Source organism: Variovorax sp. PDC80, from assembly GCF_900115375.1.
Taxonomy (GTDB): Bacteria; Pseudomonadota; Gammaproteobacteria; order Burkholderiales; family Burkholderiaceae_C; genus Variovorax.
Window position 1 is genome coordinate 37,886 of sequence record NZ_FOWG01000011.1, and the last position, 16,813, is coordinate 54,698.

Below are 16,813 nucleotides of genomic sequence, written 5' to 3' on the forward strand. Positions count from 1 at the left end.
CGCTCGCTCGTGCTCAGAGCACGACCTTGACCATCGGGTGCGAGGACAGGGCGCGGTAGATGTCGTCGAGCTGCTCGCGGCTGGTGGCGGTCACGGTGATCGTCACGCCGAGGTAGTTGCCGGCCTTGCTGTCGCGCAGCTCGACGGTGGTGGCGTCGAAGCTCGGGTCGAAGCGCTCGGCGATCTGGGTGATCGCGTGCACGAAGCCGTCGACCTTCGCGCCCATCACCTTGATCGGGAACTGCGAGGGGTACTCGATCAGCGAATCCTTGCGCGGATCGGTGACGGCGTCGGCCGCGTCGGCGGCCGGTGCGGGCGTGTCGGGACGTTCGGTGCTCATGCGGATACTCCTCGTGGCGGCTGCTGCGCCTGTGCGTTGCGTCGCTTGGCCTCCTGGTAGGCCGCGTACAAGCTCTGGTAGATGGGGCCGGGTCGGCCATTGCCAATGGGCCGGTCGTCGAGCTGCGTCACGGGCAGCACCTCCTTGGTGGCCGAGGAGATCATCAGCTCGTCGGCCGCGAACACCTCCTCGCGCGCGATGCGCCGCAGCGCGAACGGGATGCCGTGCTCGGCGCACAGGCGCTCGAGCAGGCCGTAGCGGATGCCGGTCAGCACCAGGTTGTCGCGCGGCGGGCCGAGCACGGTGCCGTCCTTGACCACCCAGACGTTGCTCGAGGCGGCCTCGCTGAGCCAGTCGTCGCGGAACATCACGGTCTCGGTCGCGCCCGCGTCGACGCCGATCTGGCGCGCGATCACCGCGCCCAGCAGGCTGGTGCTCTTGATGTGCGCCTTGGCCCAGCGGAACTCGTCGGCCGTCACGCATCGCACGCCGTCCGTGCGCGCCGCCGCGTTGGGCAGGGTGAGGGTGTTGACCATCGCGAAGACGGTGGGCACGATGCCCTGGACCATCGCGTGGTCGCGCGGCGCCACCCCGCGCGTGACCTGGATGTAGACCGAAACGCTGGCTTCGCCGGCCGCCGAGGCCACCAGCCGCCCGGCCAGCGCGCGCCAGCCCTCGCGCGTGTGCGGGTTCGGGATGCGGACCTCGGCGAGCGAGCGCTCGAGCCGGGCCAGGTGTTCGTCGAGGCAGAACAGGTGGCCGTCGTAGGCCGGGATCACTTCGTAGATGCCGTCGCCGAAGATGAAGCCGCGGTCCAGGACGCTGATCTTCGCGTCGCGCAGCGGAAGGTATTCGCCATCGAGATGGCACAGGGTGGCGGGCAGGGATTGCATGGCGCAAATTATGAGCGCCGGGCCGAAGGTGTCGCTTGTGCGCCCAAGATGTCAGGATCGGCGCGGGTTTGTCCTTATAATCAGAGGCTTTGTAGAATTCGCGGTAGGCAAGGGGTCGCATTCCAAATGACAACCAAGACCCCTGAAGCTGAACCCGAGGCCGAAATCTCTGATTTCGAGCCGCTCACGCCCGAAGAGGCGCAGCGGCTGCGCGAGCAAAATCCCGAACTGTCGCCCTGGTGGGTGATCGGGGCCCAAGTGGCCTTGGGAGTGATCGTGGCGGGAGTTGCATGGGTGTGGACTGGACTGTCGTCCGCCGCCGTGTCGGCGCTCTACGGAGCGATGGCGGTGGCTGTACCGGCGGCGCTGTTCGTTCGAGGCGTACGGCGCGGAACGGGAGCAGTGTCACAGTCCGCTGCCATGCTGAGGTTTTTTGTGTGGGAGTCGATCAAGATCGTGCTGACCGTGGCCATGCTGGTCGCGGCACCGTGGCTGGTCGGAGGGCTGAACTGGCTGGCGCTGGTCGCTGGCGTGATCGCCGCCCTGAAGACGTACTGGATCGCGCTCGTGGTGCGGCCCAGGTTGTTGAACCGGATTTGACTGTTTAAAAAAGAGACGCTGAAGATGGCCGCCGAAGGACACGCACCGACTGCGAGTGAGTACATCGTTCATCACCTCCAGCATTGGCAGGTCGACTGGAGTCTCAATCCCGTGGTGCAGAAGTCGATCGTCGACTTCAACATCATCAATCTCGACTCCGTCCTGTATGCGCTGATCATCGGCGCACTGGGCTGCTTCGTGCTCTGGCTCGCCGCGCGCAAGGCCTCGTCGGGCGTGCCGGGCCGCTTCCAGGCCGCGGTCGAGATCCTGGTCGAGATGGTCGACAACCAGACCAAGGCCAACATCCACAACGCCAAGAGCCGCAAGTTCATCGCGCCGCTCGCGCTCACGGTGTTCGTCTGGATCTTCCTGCTCAACGCCATGGACATGCTGCCGGTGGATCTGCTGCCGGCCATCTGGGCGAAGCTGCATGAAGTTGCCGGCCACGATCCGCACCACGCGTACATGCGCGCCGTGCCCACGGCCGACCTGTCCACCACGCTGGGCCTGTCGACCTCCGTGCTGCTGCTGTGCCTGCTCTACAGCATCAAGATCAAGGGCGTCGGCGGCTGGGCGCACGAACTGGTGACCGCGCCGTTCGGCACCAGCAAGAACCCCGCGTTTGCCGTGATCCTCGGCATTGTCAACCTGCTGATGCAGATCATCGAGTACGTGGCCAAGACCGTGTCGCATGGCATGCGGCTGTTCGGCAACATGTACGCGGGCGAACTCGTTTTCATGCTGATCGCGCTCATGGGCGGCGCGATGGCTGCGTCGTTCTCGGGAGTGCTGTTGCCAGTGGGCCACGTCATTGCCGGTACTGTCTGGGCGATCTTCCACATTCTGGTGATCACGCTCCAGGCATTCATTTTCATGATGCTGACGCTCATTTATCTGGGCCAGGCTCATGAGGCCCACTGAGGCTCGGTTCCCTTTCGTTCTTTTTCTTTTGCATTCATCCAGTTAAATCTAAGGAGTCATCATGGAAGCATCCAACGTTCTCGGTCTCGTTGCTCTCGCCTGTGGTCTGATCGTCGGTCTCGGCGCTATCGGTGCATCGATCGGTATCGCCCTGATGGGTGGCAAGTTTCTGGAATCGTCGGCCCGTCAGCCCGAACTGATGAACGACCTGCAGACCAAGATGTTCATCTTGGCCGGTCTGATCGACGCGGCCTTCCTGATCGGCGTGGCCATCGCCCTGCTGTTCGCGTTCGCCAACCCCTTCCTGTCCGCCCTGCCGAAGTAATCCGGTTTCAACGCCACTCTAGAAAGGTGTTGCCGTGAGTATCAACGCGACCCTGTTCGTTCAGGCCATCGTCTTCCTGTTGCTCGTGCTGTTCACGATGAGATTCGTGTGGCCGCCGATCGCGAAGGCTTTGGATGACCGGGCACAAAAGATCGCCGCGGGCCTGGCGGCCGCCGACAAGGCCAAGGCCGAACTGCAGTCCGCCAACCAGCGCGTCGAACAGGAACTGTCGGCTTCTCGCACCGAGACCGCCAGCCGTCTGGCCGACGCCGAGCGCCGCGCCCAGCAGATCATCGAAGAAGCCAAGGGCCGTGCGAACGAAGAGGCCAACAAGATCGTCGCGGCTGCCCGTGACGAGGCCGAGCAGCAGACCGTGCGTGCCCGCGAAGCCCTGCGCGAGCAGGTTGCCGCGCTGGCCGTCAAGGGTGCCGAGCAGATTCTCCGCAAGGAAGTCGATGCCGGCGTCCATGCCGACCTGCTCCAGCGCCTGAAGACCGAGCTCTGAGGACGACATGGCCGAACTCGCGACCATTGCCCGTCCCTACGCTGAAGCGCTGTTCCAGGCCAGTGCCGGCAACCTCGACGCCACCACCGGCTGGATCGACCAGCTGGCCGCCGTCGTCGGGAACCCGCAGCTGCTGCAGTTCGCGGCCAATCCCAAGGTCGCGCCCGAGCAGGTCGTCGGCCTGGTCGCCGGCCTGTTGTCCCAGCCGCTGCCGGACCTCGGCACGAACTTCCTTCGCACCGTCCTCGACAACGGCCGCCTCGCGGCCGTTCCCGAGGTGGCGGTCCAGTTCCGTGCCCTCAAGAACGCCAGCAGCGGTTCGTCCGATGCGGTGATCTACAGCGCCTTCCCGATCGAAGGCGCCGCGCTGCAGGACATCGAGGCGGCGCTCGTGCGCCGCTTCGGTCGCAAGCTCAAGACGAGCGTCGCGATCGACCCCGAACTGATCGGCGGCATCCGTGCCGTGGTCGGCGACGAGGTGCTCGACATGTCCGTCAAGGCCCGGCTCGAACAAATGAAAGCTGCGCTCACCGCCTGAGGCGGTCTGTCGCCGCGGTAAGCCCTATTTATTGAAAGAAGGAAAGAGTCATGCAACTCAATCCCGCAGAAATTTCCGAGCTGATCAAGAGCCGCATCGAAGGGCTTGGCGTCAGCGCAGACATCCGTAACCAGGGCACCGTGGTGTCGGTGACCGACGGCATCGTGCGCGTGCACGGCCTGTCGGACGCGATGCAGGGCGAAATGCTCGAGTTCCCGCCCACGGCCGACGGCGTTCCGTCGTACGGCCTGGCGCTGAACCTCGAGCGCGATTCCGTCGGCGCCGTGATTCTGGGCGAGTACGAGCACATCTCCGAAGGCGACACCGTCAAGTGCACGGGCCGCATCCTGGAAGTGCCGGTGGGCCCCGAGCTCATCGGCCGCGTGGTCAACGCGCTGGGCCAGCCGATCGACGGCAAGGGTCCGATCAACGCCAAGATGACCGACGTGATCGAGAAGGTCGCACCGGGCGTGATCGCACGGAAGTCCGTCGACCAGCCGATGCAGACCGGCCTCAAGTCGATCGACTCGATGGTGCCCGTCGGCCGTGGCCAGCGCGAGCTGATCATCGGCGACCGCCAGACCGGCAAGACCGCCGTGGCGATCGACGCGATCATCAACCAGAAGGGTCAGAACATGACCTGCGTCTACGTCGCGATCGGCCAGAAGGCTTCGTCGATCAAGAACGTGGTGCGCTCCCTCGAACAAGCCGGCGCGATGGACTACACCATCGTGGTGGCCGCATCGGCGTCGGAATCGGCCGCCATGCAGTACGTGTCGGCCTACTCGGGCTGCACGATGGGCGAATACTTCCGCGACCGCGGCCAGGACGCCCTGATCGTCTATGACGACCTGTCGAAGCAGGCCGTGGCCTACCGTCAGGTGTCGCTGCTGCTGCGCCGCCCGCCGGGCCGCGAAGCCTACCCCGGCGACGTGTTCTATCTCCACAGCCGTCTGCTCGAGCGCGCGGCCCGCGTGAACGCCGACTACGTCGAAGCCTTCACCAAGGGTGAAGTCAAGGGCAAGACCGGTTCGCTGACCGCACTGCCGATCATCGAAACGCAGGCCGGCGACGTGTCCGCCTTCGTGCCGACCAACGTGATCTCGATCACCGACGGCCAGATCTTCCTGGAAACCAGCCTGTTCAACGCCGGCATCCGCCCCGCCATCAACGCCGGTATCTCGGTGTCGCGCGTGGGTTCGTCGGCACAGACCAAGGCGATCAAGGGCCTGTCGGGCGGTATCCGTACCGACCTCGCGCAGTACCGTGAGCTGGCTGCGTTCGCGCAGTTCGCTTCCGACCTCGACGAAGCCACCCGCAAGCAGCTCGACCGCGGTGCCCGCGTGACCGAACTGCTGAAGCAGGCCCAGTACAGCCCGCTGTCCATCTCGCTGATGAGCGCGTCGCTGTTCGCGGTCAACAAGGGCTTCATGGACGATCTCGACGTCAAGAAGGTCCTGGCCTTCGAGCACGGCCTGCACCAGTTCCTCAAGACCAGCCACGCGGCCCTGCTCGACAAGATCGAACAGGCCAAGGCGATCGACAAGGACTCGGAAGCCGAACTGCACGCGGCGATCACCTCGTTCAAGAAGTCGTTCGCCTGATCGACCCCCAAAGGAATCCTCATGGCAGCTGGTAAGGAAATCCGCGGCAAGATCAAATCGGTGGAGAACACCAAGAAGATCACCAAGGCCATGGAAATGGTGGCCGCGTCGAAGATGCGCAAGGCGCAGGAACGCATGCGCGCCGCCCGCCCCTACAGCGAGAAGATCCGCAACATCGCGGCCAACCTCGGCCAGGCGAATCCGGAGTACACGCACGCGTTCATGAAGGAGAACGAGGCCAAGGCCGCGGGCTTCATCGTCGTCACGACCGACAAGGGTCTGTGCGGCGGCATGAACACCAACGTGCTGCGCGCCGTCACCGCCAAGCTGCGCGAGCAGCAGTCGGCCGGCAACGCGGTCGAGGCGGTCGCCATCGGCAACAAGGGCCTGGGCTTCCTGAACCGGATCGGCGCCCGCGTGGTGTCGCATGTCACCCAGCTGGGCGACACGCCGCACCTCGACAAGCTGATCGGCCCGGTCAAGGTCCTGCTCGACGCGTACGCCGAGGGCAAGCTGAGCGCCGTGTACCTGTGCTACACGAAGTTCATCAACACGATGCGCCAGGAATCGGTGGTCGAGCAGCTGCTGCCGCTCGCTTCCGAGACGCTGCAGGTCGAGAGCGGCCAGCACGCCTGGGACTACATCTACGAGCCCGATGCGCAGAGCGTCATCGACGAGCTGCTGGTGCGCTACGTGGAATCGCTGGTCTACCAGGCCGTGGCCGAGAACATGGCGTCCGAGCAATCGGCGCGCATGGTCGCGATGAAGGCCGCCACCGACAACGCGGGCAACGTGATCAGCGAGCTGAAGCTGGTCTACAACAAGACCCGCCAGGCCGGCATCACGAAGGAGCTTTCGGAAATCGTGTCGGGCGCGGCCGCAGCGGCGGGCGTCTGATCGAGGCAATGCACAGGGCCACATTGCCCACGGGTCCGTACGCGGACCGGTGACAACGGCCCAGCTCAGAAAAAAGGGGACTCGATTCAATGAAGAAATTTCTCGCTCTGGTGGCCGTGGCTGCCGCTCTGACCGCCTGTTCCAAGAAGGAAGAGGCACCGGCACCCGCGCCCGCTCCGGCGGCCGCACCGGCTCCGGCGCCTGCTCCCGCTGCTTCGGCTCCCGCCGCGGCACCGGCAGCGCCTGCCTCGGCACCGGCTGCAGCAGCACCGACGGCTTCGGCCGCCGACCTGCCGCAAGAGTGCAACGACTACCTGACGAAGGTCAGCGCTTGCGTCAGCTCGCAAAGTGGTGCCGCCGCCGACGCGATGAAGGCCAGCCTCGATCAGACCAAGGCGACCTGGGCTTCGATGGGGGCCGATAAGGCCGCCCTGGGCCAGGCCTGCAAGGCGGCGTCGGACGCTTTCGCCGCGCAAGCCACGGCGATGAAGTGCTGAGCACGACGAGCGCAGAAATCCGAACGCATCGTCATTGACTTCGAGGATGCCGGCCCGGCCGGCATTCTTGCAAAAGCGGCCCGCATTGGCACCAGGACGCTTCTGCAAGAACCTGTCGCAAATTTATTGAGAATCCATCCAGAAGGAAACGCCATGGCTGAAGGAAAAATTGTCCAATGTATCGGCGCCGTGGTCGACGTGGAGTTCCCGCGTGACCAGATGCCCAAGGTGTACGACGCCTTGAAGTTCGAAGGCAGCGCGCTGACCCTCGAAGTGCAACAACAGCTCGGTGATGGCGTGGTGCGCACGATTGCGCTGGGCTCGTCGGACGGCCTGCGCCGCGGCCTCATCGTGACCAACACCGGCGCACCCATCACGGTGCCGGTCGGCAAGGCCACCCTCGGCCGCATCATGGACGTGCTGGGCGCGCCCATCGACGAGCGCGGTCCCGTCAGCCAGGAGCTGACCGCTCCCATCCACCGCAAGGCCCCCGCGTACGACGAACTGTCGCCCTCGCAGGACCTGCTGGAAACCGGCATCAAGGTGATCGACCTGGTGTGCCCGTTCGCCAAGGGCGGCAAGGTGGGCCTGTTCGGCGGCGCCGGCGTGGGCAAGACCGTGAACATGATGGAACTCATCAACAACATCGCCAAGGCCCACTCGGGTCTGTCGGTGTTCGCCGGCGTGGGTGAACGTACCCGCGAAGGCAACGACTTCTATCACGAAATGTCGGACGCCAAGGTGGTGGACCTCGACGACCTGCCGAACTCGAAGGTGTCGATGGTCTACGGCCAGATGAACGAACCGCCGGGCAACCGTCTGCGCGTGGCGCTGACCGGCCTGACCATCGCCGAGTCGTTCCGCGACGAAGGCCGCGACGTTCTGTTCTTCGTCGACAACATCTACCGCTACACGCTGGCCGGTACCGAAGTGTCGGCACTGCTGGGCCGCATGCCTTCCGCCGTGGGCTACCAGCCGACGCTGGCCGAGGAAATGGGCCGCCTGCAAGAGCGGATCACCTCGACCAAGGTCGGCTCGATCACCTCGATCCAGGCCGTGTACGTCCCTGCCGACGACTTGACCGACCCGTCGCCCGCCACCACCTTCGCCCACCTGGACTCGACCGTGGTGCTGTCGCGCGACATCGCTTCGCTCGGTATCTATCCCGCCGTGGACCCGCTGGACTCGACCTCGCGCCAGCTCGACCCGAACGTGGTCGGCGAAGAGCACTACAACGTGGCCCGCTCGGTGCAAGGCACGCTGCAGCGCTACAAGGAACTGCGCGACATCATCGCGATCCTGGGCATGGACGAACTGGCGCCCGACGACAAGCTCGCCGTGGCCCGCGCCCGCAAGATCCAGCGTTTCCTGTCGCAGCCCTTCCACGTGGCCGAAGTGTTCACGGGCTCGCCCGGCAAGTACGTGCCGCTGTCGGAAACCATCCGCGGCTTCAAGATGATCGTGAACGGCGAAGCCGACCACCTGCCGGAACAAGCGTTCTACATGGTGGGCGGCATCGACGAAGCGTTCGAGAAGGCCAAGAAGGTCGCTTAAGAAGGAATCACCATGGCAGGCACCATTCATGTGGACGTGGTCAGCGCGGAAGAGTCGATCTTCTCGGGCGAAGCCAGGTTCGTCGCGCTGCCCGGTGAAGCCGGTGAGCTCGGCATCTATCCGCGCCACACCCCGCTGATCACGCGCATCCGCCCCGGCGCCGTGCGCATCGAAACGGCCGACGGCAACGAGGAATTCGTCTTCGTCGCCGGCGGCATCCTCGAAGTGCAGCCGAACGCCGTGACCGTGCTGTCGGACACCGCGATCCGCGGCAAGGACCTCGACGACGAGAAGGCCAACCAGGCCAAGGCCGCCGCCGAGGAAGCGCTGAAGAACGCCAAGAGCGACATCGACATCGCGATGGCGCAATCGGAACTGGCCGTGATGGCCGCGCAGATCGCAGCGCTGCGCAAGTACCGTCAGAAGAAGTAAGCCTGCGGGCTTGCTGCTTCCGAAGGCCGCCCACCGAGGCGGCTTTTTTTCGTCCCGGCTCGGCGCGAGGCCTGGTCCTCAAGGCCGAATTCAGCCATCTTCGATCTGAATATGGTCGAAGTTCAGCCTTGTCTGGCTGAAGACCTGCTCCTAGTATTCGCCTTCGCCCGCCGGCCTCGATGCCGCCGGGTCACCACAAAGAACCGGAGACAAGCGCGCGTGGCACCCTGGAGCGGCATCACTGCGGACGAAATGCGTTTGCTGGAGACCACCTTCTGGTCGGCCGGCGGTTCGCGCCATGCCATGGCCGAGGAACTCGGCTTCTCCAAGAGCAAGGCCAACGCGCTGATCGCAGGGCTGCTCGAGCAGGGCCTCTTGGCCGAAGCCGGCCTGCAGCGTTCCTCGGGCGGACGCCGCCCCGAAAACCTCCAGCTCCATGCCGACCTCGGCGTGCTCGTGGGCGTCGACATCGGCGCCACCAGCCTCGGCGTCGCCGTGCTGCAGCCCGACCTCACGGTGCTCGCGCAGCACGAGGAAGCGGCCGACGTGCGCGACGGCCCCGCGGTCGTGCTGGCGCGCGTGCGCGCGCTGATGCGCGAGCTGCTGGGCCGTTGCGGCCGCACGGCGCGCGACGTGTTCGGCATCGGCATCGGCGTGCCCGGGCCGGTGAACTTCGAGATCGGCCAGCTCGTCAATCCGCCGCTGATGCCGGCCTGGGACAGCTTCTCGATCCGCGACTACCTGCGCGAGGACTATGCCGCGCCGGTGTTCGTCGACAACGACGTCAACCTGATGGCCCTCGGCGAACTCTGGCGCCTCAAGCGCTCGCTCTCGAACTTCCTCGTCATCAAGATCGGCACCGGCATCGGCTGCGGCATCGTCTGCCACGGCGAGGTCTACCGCGGCGCCGCCGGTTCAGCCGGCGACGTGGGCCACATCTGCGTCGACCAGGAAGGGCCGCGCTGCCACTGCGGCAACCTGGGCTGCGTGGAGGCGATGGCGGCCGGCCCCGCGATCACGCGCATGGCGGTGCAGGCGGCCGAGGCCGGCGAGAGCGCCGTGCTGGCCGAGGTGCTGCGCAGCCAGGGCCGCATCGAGGCCCTCGACGTGGGCCAGGCCAGCCGTGCCGGCGATCCCGCGGCCAATGCCATCGTGCAGCGCGCGGGCAACCTCATCGGCCAGATGCTGGCTTCGGTCGTCAACTTCTTCAATCCGTCGCATGTGTTCATCGGCGGCGGCATCACGCGCATCGGCCCGCTGTTCCTCGCGGCGGTGCGGCAAAGCGTCTACCAGCGCTCGCTCGCGCTGTCGACGCGCCACCTCGAGATCCAGTACACGCCGCTGGCCGCGCAGGGCGGCCTGATCGGCGCCGGCGTGCTCGCGATGCAGCAGAGCCTCAAGGCGAGGGGGATCGCGCCATGAGCGAAACGCAGAACAAAGCCAGCGTCGCGGTCGAATTCGACGACGTGCGGAAATCCTTCGGCCCGGTGCAGGTGCTGCACGGCGTGAGCTTCGCGCTCGCGCCCGGCAAGGTCTACGGCCTGCTCGGCGAGAACGGCGCGGGCAAGTCCACGCTGATGAAGATCCTCTCGGGCTACGAGGGCCTCACGGGCGGCGCGCTGCGCATCAACGGCCAGCCGCAGCAGTTCGCCGGCTCGCGCGATGCCGAGGCGCTGGGCATCGTGCTGATCCACCAGGAGTTCAACCTCGCCGAGGACCTGAGCATCGCGCAGAACATCTTCCTCGGCCACGAGAAGAAGAAGGGCCTGTTCCTCGACGACGTCGCGATGGAGCGCGAGGCCGCCGCCGCGCTGGCGGCCGTCGGCCTGCAGGCCGATCCGCGCACCAAGGTGCGCCGGCTCATCGTGGCCGAGAAGCAGCTGGTGGAGATCGCCAAGGCCATCGCGCGCCGCGCGCGCCTCCTGGTGATGGACGAGCCCACCGCCACGCTCACGCCCGGCGAGACCGAGCGCCTGTTCAAGCTGATCGCGCAGCTGCGCGCCGACGGCGTGACCATCGTCTACATCTCGCACAAGCTCGACGAGGTCGAGCGCGTGACCGACGAGGTGATCGTGATGCGCGATGGCCGCTTCGTCGCGCGCTCGCCCACGGCCGAGGTCACGCGCCAGCAGATGGCCAACCTGATGGTGGGCCGCGAGCTGGCCGACCTCTATCCGCCGCGCGACCCGGTGTCCACCGCGCAGGCGCCCGCGATGCGCGTGCAGGGCTTCAGCGTGCCCGGCTGGGCGCAGGACGCGAGCTTCGAGGTGCGCCCCGGCGAGATCCTCGGCTTCGCGGGCCTGGTCGGCGCCGGCCGCACCGAGCTGTTCGAAGGCCTGCTGGGCCTGCGGCCCGCGGCCGGCAGCGTCGAGATGCTCGGGCGCGCGGTGCCCCACGGCAAGGGCTGGCGCAGCCCGCGCGATGCCGCGAAACACGGCCTCACCTACCTGAGCGAGGACCGCAAGGGCAAGGGCCTGCACGTGCACTTCGGCCTGCGCCAGAACCTCACGCTGATGGCGCTCGAGCGCTACGCCACGCCCTGGCTCAAGCCCGAGGCCGAGCGCGGCGCGCTGGCCGAGGCGGTCAAGGACTACGGCATCCGCGCCGGCTCGCTCGAGGTCAGGGCCTCGTCGCTGTCGGGCGGCAACCAGCAGAAGCTCGCGCTCGCCAAGGTGCTGCAGCCGCGCCCGCGCGTGGTGGTGCTCGACGAGCCCACGCGCGGCGTCGACGTCGGCGCCAAGCGCGACATCTACTTCCTGGTCCAGCGCCTGGCGCGCGAGGGCCTGGCCGTGATCGTCATCTCGTCCGAGCTCATGGAGCTGATCGGCCTGTGCCACCGCGTCGCGGTGATGCGCGCGGGCCGGCTGGTCGCCACGCTCGACGCCGACCACCTGAGCGAAGAAGCGCTCATCGCCCACGCCACCGGCGCGCACTGAGCCACGACCCACACCCGGCCCCCATGAACAACAGCCCCGAACCCACCGCCGACACCCACCGCGCCCAGCCCAAGGCGCGCTGGACCGAGCACCTGCACGGCCTCGGCCCCGTCATCGGCCTGGTGCTGCTGTGCATCGCCGGCACCCTGCTCAACGGCGACTTCGCCACCGTCGACAACGCGATGAACGTGCTCACGCGCACCGCCTTCATCGGCATCATCGCGGTCGGCATGTGCTTCGTGATCATCTCGGGCGGCATCGACCTGTCGGTGGGCTCGATGGCCGCGCTGATCGGGGGCAGCGTGATCATGTTCATCAACTGGGCCGGCCCGGCCACCGGCTCGCCGCTGATGGCGGTGATGCTCGGCGCCGTGCTCGCGGTGGTGCTGGGCGCGCTGTTCGGCCTCGCGCACGGCCTGCTCATCACCAAGGGCCGCATCGAGCCCTTCATCGTCACGCTGGGCACGCTGGGCATCTTCCGCGCCTACCTCACCTACTTCGCCGACGGCGGCGCGCTCACGCTCGACAACGAGCTGTCGGACCTCTACGCGCCGGTCTACTACGCGAGCCTGGCGGGCATCCCGGTGCCGGTGTGGGTGTTCGTCATCGTGGCCATCGTCGGCGGCGTGATCCTCAACCGCACCGCCTACGGCCGCTACGTGCAGGCCATCGGCTCCAACGAGCAGGTGGCGCGCTACGCCGCGGTCGACGTCGACCGCGTGAAGATCCTGACCTACGTGCTGCTCGGCGTGTGCGTGGGCATCGCCACGCTGCTGTACGTGCCGCGCCTGGGCTCGGCCTCGCCGACCACGGGCCTGCTGTGGGAGCTCGAGGCGATCGCCGCGGTGATCGTCGGCGGCACCGCGCTCAAGGGCGGCGCGGGCAGCATCACCGGCACCGTGGTGGGCGCGATCCTGCTCTCGGTCATCAGCAACATCCTGAACCTCACCAGCATCATCAGCGTGTACCTGAATGCCGCGGTGCAGGGCTTCGTGATCATCATCGTGGCCTTCCTCCAGCGAGGAAAGCGATGACGCCGTTGGGCGTGGCCACACCCGGTTCCTTCCCGTTCCGTTCCATCCACCAAGAGGAGACATCAGCATGACCCGTTTCACCCGACGCATCGCGCTCACGGCCGTGGCCGCCGCGGCATTCGCCAGCCTGCCTGCGCTCGCCGCGGACAAGGTCAACCTCGGCGTTTCGATCCCCGCCGCCACCCACAGCTTCATGGGCGGCATCAACTACTGGGCCAACCAGGCGAAGAAGGATCTCGAGAAGGAACACAAGGACCTGAAGATCACGATCAAGACCGCCGCCAACGCACCCGAGCAGGCCAACCAGCTGCAGGACCTGTCGACGGTCACCAAGATCAACGCGCTGGTCGTGTTCCCGTTCGAATCGGCCGCGCTGACCAAGCCGGTCGCGCAGGTCAAGGCCAAGGGCGCCTACGTCACCGTGGTCGACCGCGGCCTGACCGACACCAGCGCGCAGGACGCCTACGTGGCCGGCGACAACACCGCCTTCGGCCGCATCCCGGCCGAGTACATCGTCAAGCAACTCGGCGGCAAGGGCAACGTGGTGGCATTGCGCGGCATCGCGACCACGCTCGACAACGAGCGCATGGACGCCTTCAACGCGGTGCTCAAGAACAGCCCCGACGTGAAGCTGCTCGACGCCAAGTACGCCAACTGGAACCGCGACGACGCCTTCAAGGTCACGCAGGACTACCTCACGCGCTTCAAGCAGATCGACGCCATCTGGGCCGCCGACGACGACATGGCCGTGGGCGTGCTCAAGGCGATCGAACAAGCCAAGCGCGACGACATCAAGATCGTGTTCGGCGGCGCCGGCGCCAAGGGCATGGTCAAGACCATCATGGACGGCAAGGACAAGCGCATCACGGCCGACGTGAGCTACTCGCCCAAGTTCATCTACGACGCCATCAAGCTCACGGCCGAGGCGCGCCTGAAGGGCGAGAAGCTGCCCGCGACCACGATCATCCCGTCGGTGCTGATCACCAAGGACAACGCCAAGGACTTCTACCACCCGAACTCGCCGTTCTGAACGGGATCGGCCGGCCGGCCGATCGCTTCGCTCCCTCTCCCCGCGGGGAGGGGGAACCCCGTCTCTGGAACCTCAAGGAGTTGGATGACCGACACCCCCCATCGCAAGCTGCGCTACGCCATGGTCGGCGGCGGCCGCGATGCCTTCATCGGCGGCGTGCACCGCAAGGCCATCGCGCTCGACGCCCAGATCGAGCTCGTGGCCGGCGCGCTGTCCTCCGATCCCGCCAAGGCGCGTGCCTCGGGCGCCGACCTCGGCCTGGCCGACGCGCGCAACCATGGCGACTGGCAGGCCCTGCTGGCCGATGAACTGAAGCGGCCCGCCGGCGAGCGCATCGACTTCGTCTCGATCGTCACGCCCAACCACGTGCACTACCCGGTGGCGCGGGCCTTCGTCGAGGCCGGCTTCCACGTGGTGTGCGACAAGCCGCTGGTCCACACGCGCGAGCAGGCCGATGCACTGGTCGCCAGCGTGGCGGCACAGGGCACGGTCTTCGGCGTCACCTACAACTACACCGGCTACCCCATGGTGCGGCAGGCCCGCGCGATGATCCGCGCGGGCGAGCTCGGCACGCTGCGCAAGGTGGTCGTGGAATACAACCAGGGCTGGCTCGCGAGCCAGCTCGAGGGCACTGGCAACAAGCAGGCCGACTGGCGCACCGACCCCGCGCGCAGCGGCGCGGCCGGTGCCATCGGCGACATCGGCTCGCATGCCGAGAACCTCGTCGCCACGCTGACCGGCCTCGAGATCGAGAGCCTGTGCGCCGACCTCACGGCGCACGTGGCCGGCCGCCAGCTCGACGACGACGGCAGCCTGCTGCTGCGCTACCAGGGCGGCGCGCGCGGCGTGCTCATCGCCTCGCAGATCAGCACCGGCCTCGAGAACGACCTGCGCGTGCGCATCGCGGGCACCCTGGGCACGCTCGAGTGGCACCAGGAGCAGCCGAGCCGGCTGCTGCACCTGCCGCACGACGGGCCGCTGCGCGTGCTCACGCGCGGCGCCCCCTGGCTGCACGAATCGGCGCGCCGCGCGAGCCGCCTGCCCGCGGGCCATCCCGAGGGCTTCATCGAGGCCTTCGCCAACGTCTACGCGGGCGTCGCCGCCGACATCCGCGCGCGCCTCGAAGGCCGGCGCGCCGATCCGCTCGAGGCCGACTATCCGCGCGTGGCGGATGGGGCGCGCGGCGTGCGCTTCATCGAACGCACGGTGGTCTCGGCGCGCAGCGATTTAAAGTGGACGCCCTGGTGATGCCGCGGCCCCGCACCCGCGGGGCCCGCGCGCATCGCCTCCGGCGCCCATGACCTCCTTTCCCGACTCCAAGCCCGTCGCCACGCCAACGCCCTGGGCCCGCGCCCTGGGCCGCCGCGCACTCGCGCTGCTGCCGCTCAAGCTGATCGGCAACACCCTCGCCACCATCGGCTTCTTCCCGCTGTACTTCTGGGTCATGCGGCATTCGGGCGAGGCCTGGGTGCTGCCGCTCACGCCGATCGACCGGCTCGTCGCCTTCTGGCCCGCGCTGCTGCCGGTGTACCTGTCGCTGTGGCTCTACATCGCGCTGCCGGTGCTGTTCTCGCGCGACCGGCGCGAGCTCACGGCGTTCTCGCTGGCCTGCGCGCTGATGACGAGCATCGCGCTCATCGTGTTCTGGTGCCTGCCGACGGCGATTCCCAACTTCACCATCGACACCAGTCCCGGCACCACGCTGCACTTCCTCAAGACCAAGGACTCGGCGGGCAATGCCTTTCCCTCGCTGCATGTGTCGTTCTCGGTGTTCGCCTGCGTGGTGCTCGCGCGCCAGCTGCGCAGCGTGGGCGCGCCCGCCTGGCTGCGCGGCCTCAACCTCGCGTGGGCCGCGGGCATCGTCTACTCGACCATGGCGGTGCGCCAGCACGTGCTGATCGACGTGGGCGGCGGCTTCGTGCTGGGCGTGGTGTTCGGGCTGGCCACGCGCGTGCGCGCGGCGGCGAGCGGGGCGCGTGACATCGCCGGGGCCGGCCGCGCGGCGTAGACCGATCGCGGTATTCCGCGCCGCGGGGGCGCCCTGTACAAACCGAGGCATCGTCGAGCCTTCGACACGCCGCGCCCGGAGCCGCCCCATGAAGACCCTTCCCCTCGTCCTGGCCTTCCTCGCCGCCTTCGCCGCGGTGCTGCCCTGCACCGTGCTCGCCGGGCCCGCGGTGGCGATCGACTATCCCGCGCGCAAGCCCGGCCTGTGGGAGATGCGCAGCGACGACGGCAGCGGCGCGAAGGAGGGCAGCCACACCATGCAGCAGTGCATCGACGCGGCCACCGACAAGGCCCTGCGCGAGATGGGCCAGGGCATGGGCCGCAGCCTGTGCTCGAAGCAGGACCTGCGCGCCGAGGGCGGCAAGCTGGTGATCGACTCGGTCTGCAAGATCGGCAGCACCACCGCCACCTCGCGCGCCGTGATGAGCGGTGACTTCGGCTCGGCCTACCGCGTGGAAAGCAAGTCGACCTACAGCCCGCCGCTGATGGGCCGCAGCGAAGGCATGGCCGTCGTCGAGGCGAAATGGGTCGGCCCCTGCAAGGCCGGCCAGAAGCCCGGCGACATGGTAATGGCCAACGGCATGAAGATGAACGTGCTCGAGATGACGGCCGCGCGCCGCGGCAAGCAACCCTGAGCACCCGGGACAGGCGCGCCGGGTAGGCGCCGGCCCACGGCGCCTCGCGGCATCCGGGCCGAGGC

Annotated in this window: 19 protein-coding genes; 17 read left to right on the plus strand and 2 right to left on the minus strand. The window is 67.4% G+C overall.

Features of this window, described 5'->3' with window-relative positions; translation table 11 throughout:
- Nucleotides 1-13 precede the first annotated feature (13 nt).
- Both BM109_RS28165 and BM109_RS28170 read right to left on the minus strand, forming a co-directional pair.
- The gene (locus tag BM109_RS28165) at nt 14-340 is read right to left on the minus strand and encodes a YbeD family protein (RefSeq protein ID WP_093350292.1); all 327 of its coding nucleotides are present in this window, start codon (nt 338-340) and stop codon (nt 14-16) included.
- Nucleotides 337-1,233: a D-amino acid aminotransferase gene (locus BM109_RS28170; RefSeq protein ID WP_093350296.1), complete on the minus strand. Its 897-nt coding sequence runs from the start codon at nt 1,231-1,233 to the stop codon at nt 337-339. Before BM109_RS28170 ends, BM109_RS28165 begins: the two co-directional genes overlap by 4 nt.
- Nucleotides 1,234-1,359: 126 nt before the next feature.
- Here BM109_RS28170 and BM109_RS28175 point away from each other — a divergent pair, with 126 nt between their 5' ends.
- From BM109_RS28175 to BM109_RS28255, 17 genes are all read left to right on the plus strand, one after another.
- Nucleotides 1,360-1,833, plus strand: coding sequence for an ATP synthase subunit I (locus BM109_RS28175; protein ID WP_093350299.1), 474 nt, complete (start codon nt 1,360-1,362; stop codon nt 1,831-1,833).
- Nucleotides 1,834-1,857: 24 nt separating this feature from the next.
- Nucleotides 1,858-2,754: a F0F1 ATP synthase subunit A gene (gene atpB, locus BM109_RS28180; protein ID WP_093350304.1), complete on the plus strand. Its 897-nt coding sequence runs from the start codon at nt 1,858-1,860 to the stop codon at nt 2,752-2,754.
- Nucleotides 2,755-2,815: 61 nt separating this feature from the next.
- Nucleotides 2,816-3,079 carry a F0F1 ATP synthase subunit C gene (gene atpE / locus BM109_RS28185; RefSeq protein WP_057593982.1) on the plus strand — a complete coding sequence of 88 codons (264 nt, stop codon included), beginning with the start codon at nt 2,816-2,818 and terminating at the stop codon, nt 3,077-3,079.
- 34 nt (nt 3,080-3,113) lie between these two features.
- A complete protein-coding gene (locus BM109_RS28190; protein ID WP_093350307.1) occupies nt 3,114-3,584 on the plus strand; it encodes a F0F1 ATP synthase subunit B in 471 nt (156 codons plus the stop codon).
- A 7-nt stretch (nt 3,585-3,591) separates the two neighbouring features.
- A complete protein-coding gene (locus BM109_RS28195) occupies nt 3,592-4,122 on the plus strand; it encodes a F0F1 ATP synthase subunit delta (RefSeq protein WP_093350310.1) in 531 nt (176 codons plus the stop codon).
- Between the two features lie 50 nt (nt 4,123-4,172).
- Complete coding sequence (atpA, locus tag BM109_RS28200) at nt 4,173-5,726, plus strand: F0F1 ATP synthase subunit alpha (protein ID WP_093350313.1); 1,554 nt, start codon at nt 4,173-4,175, stop codon at nt 5,724-5,726.
- Nucleotides 5,727-5,747: 21 nt separating this feature from the next.
- Complete coding sequence (atpG, locus tag BM109_RS28205) at nt 5,748-6,623, plus strand: F0F1 ATP synthase subunit gamma (protein WP_057593978.1); 876 nt, start codon at nt 5,748-5,750, stop codon at nt 6,621-6,623.
- An 89-nt stretch (nt 6,624-6,712) separates the two neighbouring features.
- The gene (locus BM109_RS28210; RefSeq protein ID WP_093350315.1) at nt 6,713-7,120 is read left to right on the plus strand and encodes a hypothetical protein; all 408 of its coding nucleotides are present in this window, start codon (nt 6,713-6,715) and stop codon (nt 7,118-7,120) included.
- Nucleotides 7,121-7,273: 153 nt separating this feature from the next.
- Nucleotides 7,274-8,674, plus strand: coding sequence for a F0F1 ATP synthase subunit beta (gene atpD / locus BM109_RS28215; RefSeq protein WP_093350318.1), 1,401 nt, complete (start codon nt 7,274-7,276; stop codon nt 8,672-8,674).
- Nucleotides 8,675-8,686: 12 nt separating this feature from the next.
- Entirely contained in the window at nt 8,687-9,106 is a 420-nt protein-coding gene (locus tag BM109_RS28220; RefSeq protein WP_057593975.1) for a F0F1 ATP synthase subunit epsilon, read from the plus strand.
- Nucleotides 9,107-9,358: 252 nt separating this feature from the next.
- On the plus strand, nt 9,359-10,528 hold the full coding sequence (locus BM109_RS28225) for an ROK family protein (RefSeq protein WP_057593974.1): 1,170 nt from the start codon (nt 9,359-9,361) through the stop codon (nt 10,526-10,528).
- Nucleotides 10,525-12,042, plus strand: a complete 1,518-nt coding sequence (locus BM109_RS28230) for a sugar ABC transporter ATP-binding protein (protein ID WP_093350321.1) — start codon at nt 10,525-10,527, stop codon at nt 12,040-12,042. Before BM109_RS28225 ends, BM109_RS28230 begins: the two co-directional genes overlap by 4 nt.
- A 23-nt stretch (nt 12,043-12,065) precedes the next feature.
- On the plus strand, nt 12,066-13,076 hold the full coding sequence (locus tag BM109_RS28235) for an ABC transporter permease (protein ID WP_093350323.1): 1,011 nt from the start codon (nt 12,066-12,068) through the stop codon (nt 13,074-13,076).
- Between the two features lie 67 nt (nt 13,077-13,143).
- Nucleotides 13,144-14,106, plus strand: coding sequence for a substrate-binding domain-containing protein (locus tag BM109_RS28240; protein ID WP_093350325.1), 963 nt, complete (start codon nt 13,144-13,146; stop codon nt 14,104-14,106).
- Between the two features lie 84 nt (nt 14,107-14,190).
- Nucleotides 14,191-15,354, plus strand: coding sequence for a Gfo/Idh/MocA family protein (locus BM109_RS28245; RefSeq protein WP_093350327.1), 1,164 nt, complete (start codon nt 14,191-14,193; stop codon nt 15,352-15,354).
- A gap of 49 nt (nt 15,355-15,403) precedes the next feature.
- Entirely contained in the window at nt 15,404-16,114 is a 711-nt protein-coding gene (locus BM109_RS28250; RefSeq protein WP_093350330.1) for a phosphatase PAP2 family protein, read from the plus strand.
- Between the two features lie 88 nt (nt 16,115-16,202).
- Nucleotides 16,203-16,748, plus strand: coding sequence for a DUF3617 domain-containing protein (locus BM109_RS28255; RefSeq protein ID WP_093350332.1), 546 nt, complete (start codon nt 16,203-16,205; stop codon nt 16,746-16,748).
- The last annotated feature ends 65 nt before the right edge of the window (nt 16,749-16,813 follow it).